Below are 20,979 nucleotides of genomic sequence, written 5' to 3'. Positions count from 1 at the left end.
CCTACGTTCGTTCAATCGTCATTCCGGGGCGCGACGAAGTCGCGAGCCCGGAATGACGAGACTGATGGAGCGTCCGCTAGATCAGCGGCACCTGCGACGAGGCGTGGTGATTGACGATCTTCCAGTCGCCATCCTCGCGCATGATGACCCAGCTCATCTTGACGATGAGATCGTCCCGCTCGCCCGCGAGGTCGAACGTGATGGTTGCCGCCACGTTGATCAGGTCAGGGCCGGCCTGCGCTGCGTTCACCTCGGAAAAGGCCGCAGATGGCTTACGCCAGCGCGGCAGGCCGGCGAAGTAATCGGCAACGCCGTCCCTGCCCCGATAGAGTCTTGGATTCGAGCCGAAGAAGAACGCGTTCCTCGCATAGAGCGACGACAGCGCGACGGCATCGAGCTTTGCGAAGCCGGCGCACCATTTCGCGATGATGGCGGAAACGATGGCGTCGGCTTCGCTGCTCATCTCGGATCCTCAGCCCTTGGCGACTTCCTTCGCGAACGTATCGCGCAGCCCGATGGTGCGGGAGAACACCGGCTTGCCCGGCGTCGAATCCTTGTCGCGCACGAAATAGCCCTGGCGCTCGAACTGCATCGGCTCCATCGAATTGCTTTCGGCAACCGATGCCTCGACCCGCGCATCGGAGAGGATCTCCAGCGAGTTCGGATTGAGATCGGCCGCGAAGTTCGAGGCGTCCGGGCTCGGGTTGGCGAACAGCTGGTTGTAGATGCGGATCTCCGCCGGCTTCGACGCCGCTGCCGGCAGCCAGTGCATGGTCGCCTTGACCTTGCGGCCATCGGGCGCGTTGCCGCCCTTGGTCGCCGGGTCGTAGGTGCAGCGCAGCTCCACGACCTCGCCGGCGTCGTTCTTGATCACGCCGGTGCACTTGACGAAATAGGCATAGCGCAGCCGCACCTCGTTGCCCGGCGACAGGCGGAAGAACTTCTTTGGCGGGTTCTCCATGAAGTCGTCCTGCTCGATATAGAGCTCGCGGCCGAAGGTGATCTTGCGCGTGCCGGCCGAGGGATCGTCAGGATGATTGATCGCCTCGAGTTCCTCGGTCTGCCCTTCCGGATAGTTCTCGATCACGACCTTGAGCGGCCTCAAGACCGCCATGCGGCGCTGCGCGGTGCGGTTCAGCTCCTCGCGGATGCAGAACTCGAGCATGCCGACATCAACCACGCTGTTGGCCTTGGCCACGCCGATGCGCTTGACGAATTCGCGCAGCGCGGCTGGCGGCACGCCACGGCGGCGCATGCCCGCCACGGTCGGCATGCGCGGATCGTCCCAGCCTGCGACATGACCGTCGCGGACGAGCTGGGTCAGCACGCGCTTGGACAGCAGCGTGTAGGTCAGGTTCAGCCGCGCCATTTCGTACTGGTGCGGCTCGGACGGCACCGGCAGCTTCTCGATGAACCAGTCATAGAGCGGCCGATGGTCCTCGAACTCCAGCGTGCAGATCGAATGCGTGATGCCTTCAATCGCGTCCGACTGGCCGTGGGCATAGTCGTAGCTCGGATAAATGCTCCACTTGGTTCCGGTGCGCGGATGGTGTGCATGCAGGATGCGGTAGAGCACGGGATCGCGCAGGTTGATATTGCCCGAGGACATGTCGATCTTGGCCCGCAAAACGCGCGCACCGTTCGGGAATTCGCCCGCCTTCATGCGACGGAACAGGTCGAGATTCTCCTCGACCGAGCGGTCGCGGAACGGCGAGTTCTTGCCGGGCTCGGTCAGCGTGCCGCGCGACAGGCGGATCTCCTCCTGGGTCTGGTCGTCGACATAGGCGAGCCCGTCGCGGATCAGCTGTTCCGCCCATTCATAGAGGCGCTCGAAATAATCCGAGGCGAAGAACAGGTTCTTGCCCCAGTCGAAGCCGAGCCAGCGCACGTCGGCCTGGATGGAATCGATATATTCCTGCTCTTCCTTGACCGGATTGGTGTCGTCGAAGCGCAGATGGCAGCGGCCCGGAAACTCCTGGGCGATGCCGAAATTGAGCGCGATCGACTTGGCGTGGCCGATATGCAGGTAGCCGTTCGGCTCCGGCGGGAACCGGGTCACGATCTCCTTGTACTTGCCCTGATCGAGGTCGGCCTGGATGATGTCACGAATGAAATCGCGCCCAACCTCAGCTGCCACCGGTTCTGTCATTACGAAAATCCTGTAGGGAAATCAGCGGTCCTTCTGCCAAATTCGCGCTTCCAGGCCAAGCCCCATGCCCGCCCCCCGATCAAACTTCGGCGATCCTGGCACGGACGCGCTCGACGAAGGCAGTCCTGGATGCCGGCGTTGAGCGATCCATGTCGTAATGAGCCAAATAGAACGAGCGAACGTGAGGCCCGCACATCGGTTTCAGCGCCCGAAACAGCACCTTGCGGCCGGGGTCCTGCATGACGATCCGGGTCAGCCACCACGGCGAGCCGTAGCTCGTCACGACGCCAAACAGGCGGATATTGGTCAGCAGCGGCCTGATGCGCCCGCCTTCCAGATCGTGGGCAAATGCCGTTCCGGGTGCCCAGACCCTGTCGAAATAGCCCTTCAGCATGGCGGGCATCGAGAACCACCAATGTGGGAAGCAGAAGATGATGCCGTCGGCACGCTGCAAATGCCCTACGAGGCCTGCCACGGCCTCGGCGGCGTAGGGGCTCTGGTAGTAGCTGCGCCGCTCCGCTCCGGTCATCGCCGGGGAAAAGTCCTCGCGGTAGAGGTCGGTCGCGATGACCTCATGCCGGCGCCTGAGCGTCTCCACAATTGTCTGGAACAACGCATGATTGTAGCTGTCCACAAGCGGGTGGCTATGAACGACCTGGATTAGCATTGGCAAAATCTCCCATCCCTATGATACACGGTCGCCCCACAGCTTTACCCTCCTTGCTCGCTATCGAATGACCACATCCCCAATCGTCACGCGCTTCGCTCCCTCACCGACTGGTTTCCTCCACATCGGTGGTGCCCGCACGGCGCTGTTCAACTGGCTCTATGCGAAGAAGCATGGCGGCAAGATGCTGCTCCGGATCGAGGACACCGACCGGGAGCGCTCCACGGAAGCTGCGATCGGCGCGATCCTCGACGGCTTGAGGTGGCTCGAGCTCGGCTGGGATGGCGAGGTCATCTACCAGTTCAGCCGCGCCGCCCGCCACCGCGAGGTCGCCGAGCAGCTGCTCGCCGACGGCAAGGCCTACCGCTGCTACGCCACCGCCGAGGAGCTCACCGCCATGCGCGAGAAGGCGCGCGCGGAAGGCCGCACCCGCCTCTACGACGGCATGTGGCGCGACCGCGATCCGGCCACGGCTCCGTCCGACGTCAAGCCGACGATCCGCCTGCGCGCCCCGCAGACCGGCGAGACCGTAATCGAGGATCAGGTCCAGGGCCGCGTGGTCTGGCAGAATGAGAACCTCGACGACCTCGTCCTGCTGCGCGGCGATGGCAACCCGACCTACATGCTCGCGGTGGTGGTGGACGACCACGACATGGGCGTCACCCATGTGATCCGCGGCGACGACCATCTGATCAACGCCGCCCGCCAGAAGCAGATCTACGACGCGATGGGCTGGGCGCTGCCGAGCATGTCCCATATCCCGCTGATCCACGGACCGGACGGCTCGAAGCTGTCCAAGCGCCACGGCGCGCTCGGCGTCGATGCCTACCGCGCGATGGGGTACCTCCCGGCCGCGCTCCGCAACTACCTCGTCCGCCTCGGCTGGAGCCATGGTGACCAGGAGATCTTCTCGACCGAGGAGATGATCGCCGCGTTCGACCTCGCCAACGTCGGCCGCGCCGCCGCCCGCTTCGATTTCGCCAAGCTGGAAAACCTCAACGGCCATTACATCCGGAACGCCGACGATCAATCGCTCGTGAAGATGTTCGAGGACGTGCTCGACCACGTCGTGCCGGCCCGCGACGATATCAAGGCCAAGTTGAACGACACCACGCGCTCGCAGCTGCTCAAGGCCATGCCGGCGCTGAAGGAGCGCGCCAAGACGCTGATCGAGCTGATCGACGGCGCCTATTTCATCTTCGCCGACCGGCCGCTACAGCTCGATCCCAAGGCGGCAGCCCTGCTGACGGACGAGAACCGCAAGCTGATCGGCCAGCTTCATTCCGCGCTGGAGAAAGTCGACGCTTGGAGCGGCGCCACCACCGAAGCCGCGCTGCGCGCTTTTGCCGAGGAAAAAAGTCTCAAGCTCGGCGCGGTCGCCCAACCGCTGCGTGCGGCGCTGACCGGCCGCACCACGTCGCCTGGTATATTTGAGGTTTTGGACGTGCTGGGACGCCAGGAGAGCCTTGGCCGGCTTAAGGATCAGTCCAAGGACTAGCCTAAGACGTAAGTAGGCCATGGCTGCCATGATCTTGCAGCGCACACAGCAATAATATACCCATCTCCCCCGTACCTTCTGGAATATCCGGCCTGCCCCACCATGTCATCGGGGCCTTCCGGGTCCGGCCCGTTTCACCATACATCGGGGACCTCTGATGGACGCAAAACCAAGCAATAAGACCGCCACGCTGACGGTCGGAAACAAGAATTACGATCTTCCGATTCACAGCGGCAGCGTCGGGCCTGATGTCATCGATATCGGCAAGCTCTACGGCCAGTCCGGCCTGTTCACCTACGATCCGGGCTTCACCTCGACCGCGAGCTGCCAGTCCAAGATCACCTATATCGACGGCGACGCGGGCGTCCTCGAATACCGCGGCTACCCGATCGAGCAGCTCGCCGAGAACGGCGACTTCCTCGAGACCTGCTATCTGCTGCTCTACGGGAATCTCCCGACCGCCGCCCAGAAGAAAGATTTCGACGACCGCGTGATCCATCACACGATGGTGCACGAGCAGATGGCCCGCTTCTTCCAGGGCTTCCGCCGCGACGCCCATCCGATGGCCGTGATGGTCGCCTCCGTCGGCGCGCTCGCCGCGTTCTACCACGATAGCACCGACATCAACGATCCGAAGCAGCGCATGATCGCTTCCATGCGCATGATCGCGAAGATCCCGACGCTGGCGGCGATGGCCTACAAGTACACGATCGGCCAGCCCTTCGTGTATCCGAAGAACTCGCTGAAGTTCGCCGAGAACTTCCTGCACATGTGCTTCGCCGTGCCGTGCGAGGAGTACAAGATCAACCCGGTGCTCGCTGACGCGCTGGACAAGATCTTCATCCTGCACGCCGACCACGAGCAGAACGCCTCGACCTCGACCGTGCGCATTGCCGGCTCGTCGGGCGCCAACCCGTTCGCCTGCATCGCCGCCGGCATCGCCTGCCTCTGGGGCCCGGCGCATGGCGGCGCCAACGAAGCCGCGCTCGCGATGCTCGCCGAGATCGGCACCGTGGACAAGATCCCCGAGTTCATCGCCAAGGTGAAGGACAAGAACTCCGAAGTCCGCCTGATGGGCTTCGGTCACCGCGTGTACAAGAACTACGATCCGCGCGCCAAGATCATGCAGAAGATGTGTCACGCCGTGCTCAAGGAGACCGGCCATGGCGATGATCCGATGCTGAAGGTGGCGATGGAGCTCGAGAAGATCGCGCTCAGCGACCAGTACTTCATCGACCGCAAGCTGTACCCGAACGTCGACTTCTATTCGGGCATCACGCTGAAGGCGATGGGCTTCCCGGTCTCGATGTTCACCGTGCTGTTCGCGGTCGCCCGCACCGTCGGCTGGATCAGCCAGTGGAGCGAGATGATCGAGGACCCGCAGCAGAAGATCGGCCGTCCGCGCCAGCTCTACACCGGCGTCACCCGCCGCGACTACGTCGCGATCAAGGATCGCAAGTAAGTCTTAGCCGAAACGGCTTTCGAAACGGCGCCATCGCAAGATGGCGCCGTTTTGTTTTGCGCCCTTGTAGGGTGGACAAAGCGAAGCGTGCCCACCACCTCTCCGCGGGCACGCTTCGCTTTGCCCACCCTACGAGATCGATCGCGTTCTTGCTGCCGCGCACAACAACAAGTCGGGGCAGCGCGCCGGCAAACGCTTGACAGCCGAAACGGTCCACGCGCAAATTCTTACACTAAGTAAGAATGACAATAGGGATGGAAATGCCGGAGCAGCCGAGAAGTCGGCGGCAGACGCGCGCTGCCATTTTGACTCACCTGCTTCAGTCTGGCGGCTCGTTCCGGCCGCCGCTGGCCAAGGCCGTGCGCCTGTCGGAAGCGAGCCTGTCGCGCATCCTGTTCGACCTGAAGGCCGAAGGCCTGATCGAGGAAGCGCGGCGCCCTGCCCCTTATGTCGGCGGCCCGACGGGTCTTGTCTCACTCGACAGCACCGTCGCGCTTGCAGCCCTTGAGCTGACCGGCCAGTGGCTCAGCGTCGGCGTCGGCGGCATGACCGGCGTCATGCACTACACCGAGCGTGTTCCGCTGCCGAAGAAGCCGACCGTCGAGAGCGTCGGCCGCGTGTTCCGCGAGGCACTGAGCTTGCTGCGCGACTGGACGCGCCGCCGCCGCATCACGCTCGCGCAGATCGGCATCACCATTCCGGGCCTCGGCCGCCTCAGCGTCGCGGGCAACCCGATCATTCCCTGCGACATCGAACGTATCAGCGGCATGCTCGGGGAGATGTTCGCGGACGTCCCGGTCGAGTTCACCAATTCGGTGGTGGCACACGCCATTTTCCATCGCTGCCGCACCGAAGACTATCCGTTCAGCGGGGCGCATCTGTTCGTCTTCGTCGGCCAGGGCGTCGCGGGCGCCTGGATGGACGATCCGATTGAGGACGACGCGCTTCAGCCGGTCGAACTCGGCCATATGGTGTTCGGGCCCGAGGGACCGCGTTGCCGCTGCGGCCATCATGGCTGTGTCGAGGCCTACACGTCGCTTCCGGCCCTCGCCGAGCTGCTTGGCATGACCGAAGCCGAATTGCTCCGGGTCGGCAGCGAATGGACGACCGCGATCCCGATCTCGTCGCGCGTACGGCAGGAGTTGCGCCGGCGGCTGTTCCGGCTCGGCCTTGCGATCGGCAACACGCTGAACGTGAAGCCATCCCGCGGCGTTATCGTCAGCGGCTGGCCGTCGCTCCTTGCGGAGACCGATCGCCAGGCGGTGATTGAAGGGGTCGACGCCAGCCTGCTCGGCGGCCGTCAGCATGCGCAAGCATCGCTCGCTTTCGCGCCGCCGTCGAATGGCAATGATCCACAGGCCGCGCTGGCCTTTGCGGCCTTCCGCCTCGCTTGCCGCGGCGGCATGCCGGCCGCATCGACGGAGGCCGCTTGACATAGCTGATGCCGCGCGGCTGTCCGCGCAAAGAAGTCCACACCCGGGAGGAACTTGCCATGCCGATCACGACAACAAGGCGCCGTCTGCTCGCTGGATCCGCGGCCGCGCTCGCACTGCCGGCCTTTGCCCGCGCGCAAGGCGCGGTCAAGCCGCGCCTCACCGCGATCTCGCAATGGTCCGCAGGCAGCGATGGCGCTGCGATCACCGCGCTCGGGAAGAAGTTCGAGGAAAAAGGCGGCGTCTGGCAGCACTCGCCGGTCCCCGGCTTCACCACCGAGATGATGAACAAGCTGCGCGCCCAAATCATCGCCGGCGATCCGCCGGCCTGCTCGCAGCTCAAGGGCCCGGAGATTGCGGCGTGGTCGAAGATTGCTCCGACCGTCGATCTCGACGCGCTCGTCGCTGCCGCCGGCTACGAGAAGGTCGTCGCTCCAGACCTTGCGAAACTGCACAAGCCGGCGGGCAAATGGATCGCGCTGCCGCTGCAGATCTACAGCACCAACATGCTGTTCCTCTCCAAGCGCGCGATGGACAAGGCCAAGGCCGACAAGATTCCGGTCACCTGGGCCGACTTCAACGATCTCGCCGAGAAGATGAAAGCGGGCGGCGTCGCATATCCCGTTGCCAACGGCGGCACCCGCCCCGATGATGGCCAGAAGTTCGAGGCCGCTTTGGCGGGCATCAGTCCCGCCGTCTATCGCACGGCGATCATGAACCTCGACGAGAAGGCCCTGAAGGGCCCCGAGATCAAGGCTGCGTTCGCGCAGGTCCGCAAGATCGCCGACTGGATGGACCCCAACGTCGGCGCCCAGCACTTTTCGACCAATCTGAGGCGCTTCGTCGACGGCGACATGGGCATGATGATCATCGGCGGTTGGGCGCAAGGCGTGCTGCGCAACGCCGGTTTCAAGTTCGAAGACTTCACCATCGCCCCGGGGCCGAGCGACAATGGCAAGCCGGTCTTCCTGCTGAATGCCGACGCGTTCATCTTCTGGCAGCGCAAGGAGGCGGACCTGCAGGCCGGCCAGACGCTGATGGCCCAGCTCGTCATGGATCCGGCGATCCAGACGATGTATTCGCAAATCACGGGATCGATCCCCGTGCGCACCGATGTCGATCTCTCCGGTGAAGGCTGGTCGGACGGGCAACGGCGGACCGCGGCAGCTCTGAAAGATGCGATCGCCAGCAATCAGGCCGTCCTCAGCCTTGCGCACAACATGGCGCAGGAAAACGGCATGACCGCAGCGATGATCGACGTGATCACGGAGTTCGTGAAGAACAAGACGATCAAGCCGGAGCAAGCGGCCACACGCCTCGCGGACGCCGTCGAGAGCGCACGTTGACCAACGCCGCATCGACAGCAATGCGACCGGGCCGGCCGGCGACCTCCGAAATGGTCCGCCGGCTGCCCGAAGTTCTGATGATCTGGGTGCCGCTGCTGCTGTCAGCGGCCCACCTCATTGCGTTTTCGCTGTGGACGATCTGGATCTCGCTCACACCTTCCACGCTGGTCCCGGTTTCGGGCTGGGTGGGTTTGCGCAACTATTCCGCGGTTGCGGCATCGCGGAACTGGCAGATCGCCCTGGACAATCTGCTGCTCTTCGGCAGCGCTTTCGTGCTGCTCAGTCTGGCGACCGGCCTCATCCTTGCCATCCTGCTCGATCAGCGCATTCGCGGCGAGAACCTGCTGCGCTCCATCTTTCTCTACCCCCTGGCGGTGTCGTTCGTGGTCACCGGCACGGTCTGGAGCTGGCTGCTCAATCCTGGCCTTGGAATCCAGAAGCTGGTTCACGACCTCGGCTGGACATCCTTCCGGTTCGACTGGCTGATCGACCGCGACATGGCGATCTGGACCATTGTCGTCGCTGCGATCTGGCAATCCTCCGGCTTCGCCATGGCGCTCTTCCTCGCCGGCCTCCGCTCCGTCGATGCCGACCTGATCAAGGCCGCGCAGATCGACGGCGCCGGCCCTGTCAGGATGTACCGGCGCGTCATCCTGCCGACGCTTTGGCCGATCACCATCACCGTCATCGTCATCCAGCTCCAGTTCGCGATTTCGACCTTCGACCTCGTTCGCGCGCTCACCAATGGCGGGCCCGGGATCGCGACCCAGCTGCCGGCGCTCGTCGTCTATGACCTGATGTTCCAGCGCAGCCTGCTCGGACGGGGCGCGGCGGCGGCGGTCCTCATGCTGCTCATTCTTCTCGCGGTTTTGCTGCCTTACGCAGCGTGGCGCTATATCCAGCGGCGGCGGGCGATCCATGCGTGAGCGAACCTTCGCACCAAGCCGGATTCTGATCTATCTCATCGTGTCGCTGATCGCCGTCGCATGGCTCGCGCCATTGGCTGTCGTCGTGCTGAACTCACTCCGGTCCAACGAAGAGATCGCACAGGGTTCGATGATCGGCTGGCCGCAGCACCTGGCCTGGAGCAATTACGCCGCCGCCTGGAGCGGCTTCTGCGTCGCCGAGACCTGTGCCGGCATCCGGCCTTACATGCTGAACTCCGCGCTCGTGACCATCCCGGCGACGATCTTCTCGACCCTGCTTGGCGCGATTGCCGGTTACGCGGTCTCGCTCTGGCGCTTTCGCGGTGATAGCTGGATTTACGGTATCGTCACGCTCGGCATCTTCCTGCCGCAGCAGATGCGCTTGCTGCCCTGGACCATCGTGCTGCGCGATACGGGCCTGATGAATACGCTCACGGGCCTCGTCGTGATCCACACGATCCAGGGGCTCTCCTTCACCACCCTGTTCTGCCGAAACTACTACGTTGCCATTCCGCAGGAGTTGATCAGAGCCGCGCGCATCGATGGCGCGGGGTTCTTTCGCATTTTCTGGCGCATCATCCTGCCGCTCTCGCCGCCGATCCTGGTCGTCACCGTGATCTGGCAGTTCACGCATATCTGGAACGAGTTCCTCTATGGCGTGACATTCACGACCGGTCAGCAGCAGCCGGTCACCGCCGCGCTGATCGCGCTCTCCGCCGCGGTTGCCGACATCCCGCAGCATGGCGTGCAAAGCGCCGCAGTGATGATCGCCGCTCTGCCGACGCTGCTGATCTATCTGATCGGCGGCAAATACTTCGTACGCGGCCTCACCGCAGGCGCAGTGAAATGATGGGTTTGTCATGACAGCACTGAGCATTCGCGCCCTGTCGAAGCGCTACGCCAATCTGGAGGTGCTGAAGGGCATCGACCTCGACATCGACAGCGGCGAGTTCACCGTGCTGGTCGGACCCTCCGGCTGCGGCAAGTCCACGCTGCTCAACATCGTCGCCGGGCTCGACCGGGCCAGCGCAGGCACCGTCGAAATCGGCGGGCGCGTCGTCAACGACGTCCCTCCCAAGGACCGCGACATCGCTATGGTGTTCCAGTCCTACGCGCTCTATCCGTCGATGACGGTGCGTCAGAACATCACCTTCGGCATGGAATGCCGTCACGTCCCGAAGGCGGAGCAGGAGAAGGCGGTCGCGAATGTCGCAAAGCTGCTCCAGATCGAGCCGCTGCTCGGCCGCAAGCCGTCGCAGCTGTCCGGCGGCCAGCGCCAGCGCGTGGCGATGGGCCGGGCACTGGTGCGCGATCCCCTGCTCTTTCTGTTCGACGAGCCGCTCTCCAACCTCGACGCCAAGCTGCGCGTGGAGATGCGGATGGAGATCAAGCGGCTACACCAGCGCATCGGCGCCACCATCATCTATGTCACGCACGACCAGATCGAGGCGATGACGATGGCGACGCGGATCGCCGTGATGCATCAGGGCAGCGTGCAGCAATTCGCCGACCCCGACACCGTCTACCGTTATCCCGCCAATCTGTTCGTCGCCCGCTTCATGGGCTCGCCGCCGATGAACACGATGCCGGCCCGGCTCGAGGCCGATTCCGGCGGGCCGGTGGCCGTGATCGGCGCGGGACGACCGGACGAAGTTCGTCTGCGCCTCCACGGATATGATACGGCTGCCCCCTATATCGGCCGCGCCGTGGTGCTCGGCATCAGGCCGGAATGCATCGCCGAGGGCGGCCGCGTGTTTTCCGCCGAGGTGCCCATGGTCGTCAATGCTCCGGTAGAGATGGTCGAGCCCACCGGGGCCGAGACCATCGTGCTGCTGCGGCTCGGCGGCGAGCCCGCGCAGGCGCGCATCTCCCCGGACGTCCGCCCATCACCGGGTGCCGTTGCCCCCTTCGCACTCGACACCCGCCGCATTTGCCTGTTCGACCCCGAGACGGAGCGACTAATCGCATGACAAAGACGAGCTATGCCGGCCTCGCGGACAGCGTGGTGCTGATCACCGGAGGCGCGAGCGGCATCGGCGCCGCCTTCGTGCGTGCCTTCGCCGCCCAGGGCGCCCGTGTCGCCTTCCTCGACATCGATGAAGCGGCCGGCGGAACGCTGGTCGCGGAGGTCGCGGCCGCGTCCGGCACGGCGCCGCTGTTCGTGCCCTGCGACCTCCTCGACATCGACGCCTTGCGCGCCGCGATGGCACAGGTCCGTCGCTCGCTCGGCGATGCCGCGGTCCTCGTCAACAACGCCGCCAACGACCAGCGCCAGGTGCTCGCGGACGTGACGCCCGCCGACTTCGACTGGACGATCGGCGTCAACCTCAAGCACGTCTTCTTTGCCGCACAGGCCGTAGTGCCGCAGATGCAGGCGCGTGGCGGCGGCTCGATCATCAACATGTCGTCGGTGGCCTGGATCCGCGGCGCGCCGGCGCTGCCGGTCTACGCCGGAGCGAAGGCCGCGATCGTCGGCTTCACCAATTCGCTGGCGCGGTCCGTTGGCCCCGACCGCATCCGCGTCAACGCGATCGCGCCGGGCATGGTGATCACCGAGCGCCAGCGCCGGCTATGGTATCCGGACGAGAAGCAGATTGCCGAGCTGCGTAGTACACGCCAGGCCATCCCGGATGCGGTGACGCCCGAGGACATCGCCAGCATGGCGCTGTTCCTCGCATCCGACGAGAGCCAGCGGATCACCAGCCAGTGTTTTCGGGTCGATGGCGGCTTGGCTTAGGCATGATCCGACCAGGCTGGCGCAACGTGCGCGGTACCGTAGGGTGGGCAAAGCGCAGCGTGCCCACCACCTTTCCGCAACCAAAAAAGAAATCGTGGGCACGCTTGCGCTTTGCCCACCCTACAAGACCGTCTCTTATCGCCGCCCCTTCCGCATCGTCGCCAGCACGATGTCGGCGGCGAGCACGCTCGGCGATTTGTTGCCGGTTGACATGATCTGATCGAGCCGCGCAAAGGCCTCGACCTGACGCTTGCGCAGCGGCGTGTCGGTAAGAATCTCCATCAGCGCCGGCGCGAGCTTCTCCGGCGTGCACTCCTCCTGGAGATACTCCGGAATGACGTCCTCCCCGATCACGAGATTGGCGAGGATCACCGAGGAGACGCGGATCGCGCGGCGCAGGATGAAGGCCTCGATCGCGCCCACACGATAGGCCGTCACCATCGGGATGCCAGATAGCGCGAGCTCCAGCGTTACCGTGCCCGACTTTGCCAGCGCCGCACGCGCCAGACGGAAGACTGCGCGCCTCTCGTTCTCGCCGACCACGATCCGCGGCTTGACCGGCCAGCTCGCGGTGCCCTCGCGCACGGTGGCTTCGAGATGCGGCATGGTCGGCAGCATCAATTCGAACGCAAGCCCTTCCGCCTGAAGCCGCCCGAGGGTTGCGCCAAACACCTCGAGATGATGCCGGATCTCGCTGCGGCGGCTGCCGGGCAGCACCAGCAGCACCGGCGGCTCGGCGTCGCGGCGGCGCTGCTCCTCGGCATTCGGGCGCAGCGAGGTCAATTGCTCGATCAGGGGATGGCCGACATAGCTGCAGGGCGGCCCGCCGAGTTTGCGGTATTCCTCCGGCTCGAACGGCAGCAGGCCGAGCACATGGTCGACATAGCCGAGCATGGTCCGCGCCCGGCCCGGACGCCAGGCCCAGACCGAGGGCGAGACGTAATCGACGACTGGGATCGCCGGATTCTTCGCGCGCACGCGGCGGGCGACGCGATGGGTGAAGTCGGGGCTGTCGATGATGACGAGCATATCGGGCGCGGCCTCGATCACGGCATCCGCGGTCTCGCGGATCAACCGCAGCATCTTCGGCAATTGCATTAGCGGCGCGATCAGGCCAACGATCGACAGCTCCTCGATCGGAAACAGCGTCTCCAGCCCCTCGCGCGCCATGGTGCGGCCGCCAACGCCCACGAACTGCACGCCGTCGCCGAGGCGCTGGCGCAGCACCTTCATCAGGGCGCTGCCGAGCCTGTCGCCGGATTCCTCCGTCGCGATCAGGAAGATCCTGCGTTTGGGATCGCGGCCCTGCATCACGCCGTCAGCCCGATGATGAAGAGATACTTCGCGTCGGCAAGCGCGATCATCGCCTGCGGCTCGGCGGCGATCGTGTTGCCGGCGATGACCGCGATGCCGCCAAGGCCGGCCTTGGCGACACCCTCGATCGTGCGCGGACCGATCGTCGGCAGGTCGAAGCGCAGATCCTGGCCGCTCTTCGGCGCCTTCACCAGCACGCCGCGGCCCGTGGCGGCGCGGATCCGCCCCTCCTCGCGCAGCCGCGCCACGCGCGCAAGCAGCGCGTCGGTGCCCTCGATGTCCTCGACCGCCACCACATGGCCGTCGATCACCACCGCAGCCTGACCGATGTCGAACGGACCGAGCGCGGTCAGCACCGCGCGGCCGCGCTCGATGTCGGCCTTGGCATTGTCGGCCGGCCACGTGCGGGTGATGCAACCCTCGGGCATCAGCAGATCGGGCGCGACATCCCTGATGCCGACCATGCGAAAGCCGTCCTGCTCGAGGATGCGGCCGACGCCGGACAATAGATGATCGTCCCCGCCGCGGAAGGCACGGATGACGTTGCCGAGCAGGCGCAACGTCTTGACGTCGAACCTGATCTCGGAGAGCGAGGGGCGCACCAAGGTGCCAATGAAGATCAGGTCGCGGCAGCCTTCCTCGCGGAACAACCGCATGGCGCGGCCGAGCTGGCCGACCGAAATCCAGCGATGGCGGAATTTCTCCACCCGCGCCGGATCGCAGGCCCCGCGCAGCGGAAACAGCACCGGCGTGATACCGCGCGCGGCAAGCGAGTCGGCGACCGCGAAGGGCATGGCGCCGCCGCCGGCGACGATTCCGACCGGCGATGAAACCTCCGAAGCCGCCGATGTCATGCCCGCGGCCATGCCAGGATCACTTCGCGATGGCAGGAAGGCAGAGCGGGCGCTTGCCCTTGCCGATGAAGTCGAGGATTTCGGCGATGGCCGGATCTTCGCTCGCGAGTGGCCGCGCCGCCTCCAGCCGCGCGGCGAACGTGCCGGGCCCATGGAAGAGTTTTTGGTAGAACGCGCGCACGGCGGTAAGCCGCTGCTTGGTGAACTTGCGCCGCTTCATGCCGATCAGGTTGAGGCTCTCCAGCACCGCATACTGCCCGTTGACCAATCCGTACGGGATGATGTCGTCGCGAACGCCCGAGAGGCCGCCCACCATCACATAGGAGCCGATGCGGGTGAACTGATGCACCGCCGAGAGGCCGCCGATATAGACGGCGTCGCCGATCTCGCAGTGGCCGCCGAGCGTCGCCGAGGTCGCGAAGATCGCGTTGTTGCCGACGATGCAATCATGGCCGACATGGCTGTTGTTCATGAAATAGCCGTCGTTGCCGACGCGCGTCTTCCCGCCGCCCTTGACGGTGCCGACATTCATCGTCGCGCCTTCGCGGATGGTGTTGCCGGAGCCGATCTCGAGCGTGGTCGGCTCGCCCTTGTAGCTGAGGTCCTGCGGCGCGCCGCCCAGCACCGCGAACGGCGAGATCACGCAATTGTCGCCGACCGAGGTGTGGCCAATGACGGTGACCTGTCCGATCAGCTTGCAATTGGCGCCGATCACGGCATGCGGGCCGATGATGCAATAGGGCCCGATCTCGGTGCCCGCGCCGATCACGGCGCCGTCCGCGACGCGTGCGGTGGGATCAATCTTGCTCATCAGGCAATCTTACTCATCAAGAAGGTCTGCTTGTGTGTTGAAGTCGCTCGTTTTTCCGGTGGTTAGCGCGACCAGCCCCGATCTGTCCAGTGACGTATCATATCGGCGCGTTTCATCGCCGGTCGAGGCAGCCGCCTCGGCACGTGAACGACTTCATCCTCCGCATGAAGAAGCGCGCCGGAAGCGGCCTCAATCCGTCAGCATGGCGCCGACGTCGGCTTCGGCCACGACCTGGCCGTTGACCTTGGCATCGCCGTGAAACCACCACATCGTCTTGCGGCGGCCGAGCGAGCGCATGTGATATTCGATGGTGTCGCCGGGCAGCACCGGCTTGCGGAATTTGCACTTGTCGATGGTGAGGAAATACACCGCCCGCGGCTTCTCGGTGCCTTCGACCGACTTGATGCCGATCACGCCCGCGGTCTGCGCCATCGCCTCGATCATCATGACGCCAGGATAGACCGGACGCTCGGGAAAGTGTCCCTGGAAGGCCGGCTCGTTGAACGTGACGTTCTTGATGCCGATGCCGCTGTAATCGGCGCGGATGTTGATGACGCGGTCGATCAGCAGCATCGGAAAACGGTGCGGCAACGTCTGGAGGATCGCGTTGATGTCCACCAGCTCGAACTTAACAGGTGATTCCTCCATCATTCCCGTCCCTCGTCCTTCGGATCGGCCTTGCTGTCGCGTACCAGGCGCTCCACCGCGATGATCTCCTTGAACCACTGTTTGGTCGGCTTGGCGAAATGCCCGCCCCAACGCCCGCCCGGTGGGATGTCGTCCTTGACGGCGCTCATGGCGGTCACCTGCGCCCCGTCGCCGATCTTGAGGTGGTTGTTGATGCCAACCTTCGCTCCCAGCGCCACGTTGTCGCCGATGGTCAGGCTGCCGGCGAGCCCGATCTGGGCTGCCAGCAGGCAGTGCCGGCCGATCGTCACATTGTGGCCGATCTGGACCTGATTGTCGATTTTGGTCCCCTCGCCAATCACGGTATCCCGCAAGCTGCCGCGGTCGATCGTGGTGCCCGCCCCGACCTCGACGTCGTTCTGGATCAACACCCGACCGGTCTGCGGCACCTTCAGATGGCCTTCCGGGCCGAAGAAGATGAAGCCGTAGCCGTCCTGGCCGATCGAGCAGCCCGGGTGGATCAGCACGTTGTTGCCGATCAGGGCGCACTGGATTGCGGTGCGGGCGCCGACATTGCAGTCCCGGCCGATCTTGACGCCGGGGCCGATCACGGCGCCGACGCCGACCACCGTGCCGCTGCCGATCTCCACGTCCGGGCCGATCACCGCCAGGGGATCGACGATCACGCCGTCCTCGAGTCGCGCCGTGGGGTCGATGATGGCGGAGGGCGCAATGCCGTCATTGCCGACCCAGGATTGCGGCCGTAGCGCGTCACCGTGCCATTCCCGTGCGATCCTGACGAAGGCGCGGAACGGCTGCGCCGCCCGCAGCACGGCCACATGTGCGGGCACCTGGGCTTCGAAACGCGGGCTGACGAGGCAGGCGCCGGCCTTGGTCGCCTTGAGCTGGTCGGCGTATTTGAGGTTGTCGAAGAACGCCAGATGCATCGGGCCGGCCTCGTCCAGCGAAGCGAGGCCCGTGATGATCTGGCCGCCCCGGCCGGGGTCGACAAGCTGCGCCTTGGTCAGCGTGGCAATATCAGCCAGCGCTGTGGCAGGCGGTTTCGTGAAGAAGGTCGGCTGCGCCATTCCACCCCGTCGCGGTCCGGCTTCGGCATGAAGCGGCCAGGCCGCATCATGCCTTATCTCATGGATTGAGCACGATCTTTTTGGCGACCGACCCCCAAGGAAAACCCGAGGGGCCGGATCATGCCCTGCTGATCGAATTAGAACGAGGTACCGCCGCCGAACCGGAACTCCTGCGTGCGGTCGTACTTGCCCTTGCTGAGCGGCACGGCGTAGTCGAAGCGCAGCGGTCCGAACGGCGACTGCCAGATCAGGCCGACGCCGACCGATGAGCGGATCACCTTGCTGTCGTCATAGATCAGGCCGGTACAGGTTCCCGCGGACACCGGATTGGTGGTCGAGGGGATGCAGTTCGAGTTGGCTGGCGTGGTCGTTTCGCCGGTCACGCTCCACGTCGTCGGTCCCTTGTAGTCATACAGACCGCCGGCATCGGCATAGACCGCACCCTTCAGACCCACTTCCTTCGGCAGGAACCAGAACGGCATCTGCAATTCGAACGAAGCGCCCCAGTACTTGGTGCCGCCGAGCGCGTCCTGCGTGTCGAACGGATTGATGTCGCGCGGACCGATGCCGTTCGGGGCGAAGCCGCGGACGAGGTTCGGGCCCATCTGGAAGTGATCGAGCATGCGCAGTTCGTTGTTGCCGATCTTGTTCAGCATGCCGCCCTGAAGGTGGACGAGGCCGACGAGGTCGGACACCAGCGGAGCGTAGTACTTCGCATCGATCACGGACTTCAGGTAGGAGACGTCGCCGCCGACGCCGGCGAAGTCCTGACGGAAGTCGATGAGCAGACCGTCGGTCGGGTTCTTGTTGTTGTCCAGCGTGTTGTAGCTCAGCGAGTAGCCGAGCGCCGACGTCAGGGTCTTGCCGCCAGCAAGCTCCTTGCGCACCGGCAGCGAGGCTTCGCCGTCGCTGTAGCAGCCCAAGCCGTTGGTCGAAGCGGCAAGGGGGATACCAGTTGCGTTGGAAAAGGCCGGGCTCGGGTTGAAGGCCGGATTCGGCGTCCCATCCGGCAGGAACTGGACGTTGTTACAGTTCGCAAGGTAGCCCGGCAGCGAGATTTCCTGCTGGTAGATCGAGTAGCGCAGCTGGAGCGCCAGGTCTTCACGCAAGGAGAAGCCGAGACGCGGCGAGAAGCCGAGCGTCTTGGTGCCGTAGGAGATGAAGCTGTTGGACAGTTGCTGGCGCTGATAGAGGTCGAGGCCGAGCGCGACGCGGTAGTCGAGCAGATACGGCTCGACGAACGACAGCGAGTAGCCGCGGGCATACTGGCCATAGGTCACCGACGCCTTGGCGAACAGGCCGCGGCCGAGCAGGTTGCGCTCGGAGACCGAGACTTCGGCGAGCGCACCATCGGTGGTGGAGTAACCGCCCGAGACCGAGAAGTCGCCGGTCGATTTCTCTTCCATGTCCACGATCAGGATCACGCGATCGCTCGACGAGCCGGGCTCCGTCGTGATCTTCACGGTCTTGAAGTAGTCGAGGTTCTTCAGGCGCCGCTCGGCACGATCGACCAGGGCGCGGTTGTAGGCATCGCCCTCGGAGATGTCGAACTCGCGGCGGATGACGTAGTCGCGCGTGCGGGTGTTGCCGCGCAGGTTGATGCGCTCGATATAGGTACGCGGGCCCTCGTCGATGTTGAACACGACGGAGACGGTATGCGCCTCGAAATTGCGGTCGCCGCCGGGACGGACCACGGCGAAGGCATAGCCGCGGCGCGAGGCCTCGATCTGCATCTCCTCGACCGACTTCTCGACCGATTCGACGTTGTAGAGCGAGCCGACATTGACGCGCGAATAAGAGCGCATCGAGCTGGGATCGAAGTTCGGGATGCTGGAGCGGAGATCGACCGCGCCGACGCGGTACTGGGCGCCTTCCTCGATCTTGAAGGTGACGTTGAAGCCCTTCTTCTCCGGATCGTATTCGGTGAGCGCGGCCACGACCTGCACGTCGGCAAAGCCGTTCTTGAGATAGAAGCGGCGGATCAGGTCGCGGTCGGCTTCGACGCGATCTGGATCGTAGATGTCGCCGCTGGCGAGGAAGCTCAGCAGATTCGATTCGCGGGTCTTGATGACGTCGCGCAGGCGGTAGGACGAGAACGCGTTGTTGCCGACGAATTCGATCGACTTGACGCCGGTCTTGGCGCCCTCATCGATCGTGAAGATCAGATCGACGCGGTTGTTCGGCTGCTCGATGATTTCAGGCGTGACGCGCACGTCGTAGCGGCCCGAGCGCCGGTAGATCTCGGCGATTCGCAGCGTGTCGGACTGCACCATGGCGCGGGAGAAGGTGCCGCGCGCCTTGGATTGGACTTCGGAGGTGAGCTGCTCGTCCTTGATCTTCTTGTTGCCCTCGAAGGCGATGCGACCGATCACCGGGTTTTCCACCACGGAGACGATGATCTGGCCGCCGGCGCCGCGGTTGATCCTGACGTCCTGGAACAGGCCGGTCTCGATCAGGGCCTTGAGGCCGTCGTCGATGGCGCCTTGATCCAGGCGGCCGCCCGGACCCGGCTTGAAATAGGATCGGATCGTCTCCACCTCGACACGACGATTCCCTTCGACGGAAATCGACTGGACGGTCTGCGCGAGCGCAGACGAAGACACGAAAACAGCCCCGACCGGGGCAACCACCGGCGCGCCGAACATGATCAGGGTTGCGAGCAAGCCCCCCCGGAGTCGCAGTCCAAACTTCATGCGCAACGCGCCCTTATCATTCCGTACCAGACCCAACCCCAACGCCGATCTGGAAGATTCCCCAAGTTCAGAGCCGCTTGTAGCCAATTTCACCGACGCCGCAAACGGCCGAGCGCGCCGCAATTTCAATTTCATTCCAAGACGTTGCTCAACAGCAACGCCCTCCATCACGCCACAAAAAAGCCCCTATCAGGAAGCCGCCATCCGAAGGATGTCGTTGTAGGTCGCAAACACCATCAGCATCAGCACCAAACCGAGTCCGATTCGGAACCCCATTTCCTGAGTTCGCTCGGATAGAGGCCGGCCGCGCACCACTTCCGCTGCGTAGAACATAAGGTGACCGCCATCGAGCAGCGGAATCGGGAACAGGTTCAGCAGACCGATCGACACTGACAGCACCGCGCACAGGTTGATCACGAACTGGAACCCGGCGCTGGCCGCCTGCCCCGACATCTTCGCGATTCCCAGGACGCCGCTGACCTCGTTCGGATTGCCCTGTCCGACGAATAGCGAGCCCAGGAACTTGAAGGTGCTGGTGATGATGAACCAGACCTGCTCGACGCCGATCTTGAGCGCTTCACCGATACCGACCGGCGCGGTCGAGGCCTCGCCGGCCTGCGATTTGTGCTCGACGCCGAGCACGCCGACTCTGTGGCTGTTGCCGAAGGGATCCTTGCGCTCGAGCAATGCCGGGGTTGCGGTCAGCGACACGATGGCGCCGTCCCGCTTCACCTGGAAGGCAAGCGCCGAACCAGCATTCATCGCGACGATTCGCTGCATGTCGGCGAAGCTCTCGATCGGCTTGCCGTCGATCTGGACGACGACGTCGCCGATCTTGAAGCCGGCTGCGGCCGCAGCGCCTTCGGCGACGACGCCGTCAACGCGCGCGATCGTGCTCGGCTTGCCGTAATAAAGCGCCATGCCGGCGAAGATCAGCGCACCCAGGATGAAATTCGCGATCGGGCCGGCCGCGACAATGGCGGCACGCGGGCCGACCTTCTTGTGGTGGAAGCTGCCGGCGCGCTCCTCCGCGGTCATGGCCGCGAGCATCTCGGCCGACGGGGTCGAGGCTTCGCTCTCGTCGCCGAAGAACTTGACGTAGCCGCCGAGCGGGATGGCCGAGATCTTCCAGCGGGTGCCGTGGCGATCGTTGAAACCGACCAGCTCGGGTCCGAAACCGAGCGAAAAGGTCAGCACGCGCACGCCTGCCCAGCGCGCGACCAGGAAATGGCCGAGCTCGTGGAAGAACACCACGATGGTCAGGACGAACAGGAAGGGAACCACGTAACCGAGAAGCCCATGGCTCAAGGCATTGAAACTATGGACGAAAAAGTCGATCATCGATTCCTCTTATCCAGCGCCGCAAGGCCCTGG

General features: G+C 64.5%; 18 protein-coding genes. 8 read left to right on the top strand and 10 right to left on the bottom strand.

The window, feature by feature from the left end:
- Positions 1–76: 76 nt before the first annotated feature.
- From QA642_RS23745 to QA642_RS23735, 3 genes are all read right to left on the bottom strand, one after another.
- Positions 77–463 (bottom strand): nuclear transport factor 2 family protein, encoded by a 387-nt coding sequence (locus QA642_RS23745; RefSeq protein WP_283086748.1) that lies wholly within the window; start codon positions 461–463, stop codon positions 77–79.
- Between the two features lie 9 nt (positions 464–472).
- Positions 473–2,149, bottom strand: coding sequence for a glutamine--tRNA ligase/YqeY domain fusion protein (locus QA642_RS23740; protein WP_283086747.1), 1,677 nt, complete (start codon positions 2,147–2,149; stop codon positions 473–475).
- Between the two features lie 79 nt (positions 2,150–2,228).
- Positions 2,229–2,816, bottom strand: a complete 588-nt coding sequence (locus QA642_RS23735; protein ID WP_283086746.1) for an NAD(P)H-dependent oxidoreductase — start codon at positions 2,814–2,816, stop codon at positions 2,229–2,231.
- Positions 2,817–2,883: 67 nt separating this feature from the next.
- On the opposite strand from QA642_RS23735, the gene gltX reads away from it, so the two are divergent.
- The 8 genes from gltX (at position 2,884) to QA642_RS23695 (ending at position 12,218) form a co-directional block, all read left to right on the top strand.
- Entirely contained in the window at positions 2,884–4,314 is a 1,431-nt protein-coding gene (gltX, locus tag QA642_RS23730; protein WP_283086745.1) for a glutamate--tRNA ligase, read from the top strand.
- A gap of 157 nt (positions 4,315–4,471) precedes the next feature.
- Positions 4,472–5,776, top strand: coding sequence for a citrate synthase (gene gltA / locus QA642_RS23725; RefSeq protein ID WP_283086744.1), 1,305 nt, complete (start codon positions 4,472–4,474; stop codon positions 5,774–5,776).
- 254 nt (positions 5,777–6,030) lie between these two features.
- Positions 6,031–7,209: an ROK family transcriptional regulator gene (locus tag QA642_RS23720; RefSeq protein WP_283086743.1), complete on the top strand. Its 1,179-nt coding sequence runs from the start codon at positions 6,031–6,033 to the stop codon at positions 7,207–7,209.
- A gap of 59 nt (positions 7,210–7,268) precedes the next feature.
- Positions 7,269–8,555, top strand: a complete 1,287-nt coding sequence (locus QA642_RS23715) for an ABC transporter substrate-binding protein (protein ID WP_283086742.1) — start codon at positions 7,269–7,271, stop codon at positions 8,553–8,555.
- Positions 8,552–9,481, top strand: a complete 930-nt coding sequence (locus QA642_RS23710; RefSeq protein ID WP_283086741.1) for a sugar ABC transporter permease — start codon at positions 8,552–8,554, stop codon at positions 9,479–9,481. Before QA642_RS23715 ends, QA642_RS23710 begins: the two co-directional genes overlap by 4 nt.
- A complete protein-coding gene (locus QA642_RS23705) occupies positions 9,474–10,331 on the top strand; it encodes a carbohydrate ABC transporter permease (RefSeq protein WP_283086740.1) in 858 nt (285 codons plus the stop codon). The genes QA642_RS23710 and QA642_RS23705 overlap by 8 nt, the downstream gene beginning before the upstream one ends.
- 10 nt (positions 10,332–10,341) lie before the next feature.
- Positions 10,342–11,451: a sn-glycerol-3-phosphate ABC transporter ATP-binding protein UgpC gene (gene ugpC / locus QA642_RS23700; RefSeq protein WP_283086739.1), complete on the top strand. Its 1,110-nt coding sequence runs from the start codon at positions 10,342–10,344 to the stop codon at positions 11,449–11,451.
- On the top strand, positions 11,448–12,218 hold the full coding sequence (locus QA642_RS23695; protein WP_283086738.1) for an SDR family oxidoreductase: 771 nt from the start codon (positions 11,448–11,450) through the stop codon (positions 12,216–12,218). The genes ugpC and QA642_RS23695 overlap by 4 nt, the downstream gene beginning before the upstream one ends.
- Positions 12,219–12,353: 135 nt before the next feature.
- On the opposite strand, the gene lpxB is transcribed toward QA642_RS23695, so the two are convergent.
- The 7 genes from lpxB to rseP form a co-directional block, all read right to left on the bottom strand.
- The gene (lpxB, locus tag QA642_RS23690) at positions 12,354–13,532 is read right to left on the bottom strand and encodes a lipid-A-disaccharide synthase (RefSeq protein WP_283086737.1); all 1,179 of its coding nucleotides are present in this window, start codon (positions 13,530–13,532) and stop codon (positions 12,354–12,356) included.
- The gene (gene lpxI / locus QA642_RS23685) at positions 13,529–14,386 is read right to left on the bottom strand and encodes a UDP-2,3-diacylglucosamine diphosphatase LpxI (RefSeq protein ID WP_283086959.1); all 858 of its coding nucleotides are present in this window, start codon (positions 14,384–14,386) and stop codon (positions 13,529–13,531) included. The genes lpxB and lpxI overlap by 4 nt, the downstream gene beginning before the upstream one ends.
- 19 nt (positions 14,387–14,405) lie before the next feature.
- Positions 14,406–15,197 carry an acyl-ACP--UDP-N-acetylglucosamine O-acyltransferase gene (gene lpxA, locus QA642_RS23680; protein WP_283086736.1) on the bottom strand — a complete coding sequence of 264 codons (792 nt, stop codon included), beginning with the start codon at positions 15,195–15,197 and terminating at the stop codon, positions 14,406–14,408.
- Between the two features lie 189 nt (positions 15,198–15,386).
- Positions 15,387–15,848: a 3-hydroxyacyl-ACP dehydratase FabZ gene (gene fabZ / locus QA642_RS23675; RefSeq protein ID WP_283086735.1), complete on the bottom strand. Its 462-nt coding sequence runs from the start codon at positions 15,846–15,848 to the stop codon at positions 15,387–15,389.
- Complete coding sequence (gene lpxD / locus QA642_RS23670) at positions 15,845–16,912, bottom strand: UDP-3-O-(3-hydroxymyristoyl)glucosamine N-acyltransferase (protein WP_283086734.1); 1,068 nt, start codon at positions 16,910–16,912, stop codon at positions 15,845–15,847. The genes fabZ and lpxD overlap by 4 nt, the downstream gene beginning before the upstream one ends.
- A 137-nt stretch (positions 16,913–17,049) precedes the next feature.
- Positions 17,050–19,605: an outer membrane protein assembly factor BamA gene (gene bamA / locus QA642_RS23665; RefSeq protein ID WP_283086733.1), complete on the bottom strand. Its 2,556-nt coding sequence runs from the start codon at positions 19,603–19,605 to the stop codon at positions 17,050–17,052.
- A gap of 189 nt (positions 19,606–19,794) precedes the next feature.
- A complete protein-coding gene (gene rseP / locus QA642_RS23660) occupies positions 19,795–20,946 on the bottom strand; it encodes an RIP metalloprotease RseP (protein WP_283086732.1) in 1,152 nt (383 codons plus the stop codon).
- Positions 20,947–20,979: the final 33 nt, after the last annotated feature.

The organism is Bradyrhizobium sp. CB2312, assembly GCF_029714425.1.
In the GTDB taxonomy this organism is placed as follows: Bacteria; Pseudomonadota; Alphaproteobacteria; order Rhizobiales; family Xanthobacteraceae; genus Bradyrhizobium.
Note: the sequence above shows the minus strand (reverse complement) of the source record. Positions and strands in the feature narration are given on the sequence as shown.